The following is a 564-nucleotide window of genomic DNA, read 5'->3' on the forward strand; positions in this document are numbered from 1 at the left end:
CACCGGGCGGCCGTCCATATCGCGCCTGAGCACCACCGACTTCATGTTGTCGGTCAGGACGTGCTCCGGCACGCCCATCGCCGCGAACGCGTGGATCATGCCGATGAACAGGCTCTCCTGGCGGGCGTTGGGAAAGAACTCCACGTAGCAGGTGCCGCAATGGTGGCACACCATCGCGAAGCACGCGATCCTGAACGTCGCCCCGGTCCAGTCCTCCACGTCGACGAATCCCCAGTCCATCTGGTAGGCCTCCCCGGGCGATGTGTAGAATCTTTTGCCGCGGCTGCCCCGCGGGTCGGCAGCTGCGAGGCGCCTTTTGGCGGGAACGAGATTGGCATGGGCGGCGATGTAGTTCTTCACGGTGGTCTTGCCGCCCTTGTAGCCCTGGCTCCTGATGCGCTCGAAGACGACCTCCGAGTTGGTCACGCCCTCCGAGAGCAAGGCATCCACGATACCCTCGAAGCCGCTGATCACCGTTGTGGCGGCGCGCATGCCGCAGCGCCCATGGGGAGCGACGGTGAACCCTCTTGCCTTCAATGTGCGGGCCCTCGATCTCGAGAGCCC

At 65.1% G+C, this 564-nt stretch carries 1 pseudogene; it reads right to left on the reverse strand.

From position 1 onward, the window contains the following. Positions 1-492, reverse strand: a pseudogene (locus tag VJ923_RS12215) (hypothetical protein); the annotation flags it as partial. Between the last annotated feature and the right edge of the window lie 72 nt (positions 493-564).

The organism is Adlercreutzia shanghongiae (genome assembly GCF_035830635.1).
In the GTDB taxonomy this organism is placed as follows: Bacteria; Actinomycetota; Coriobacteriia; order Coriobacteriales; family Eggerthellaceae; genus Adlercreutzia; species Adlercreutzia shanghongiae.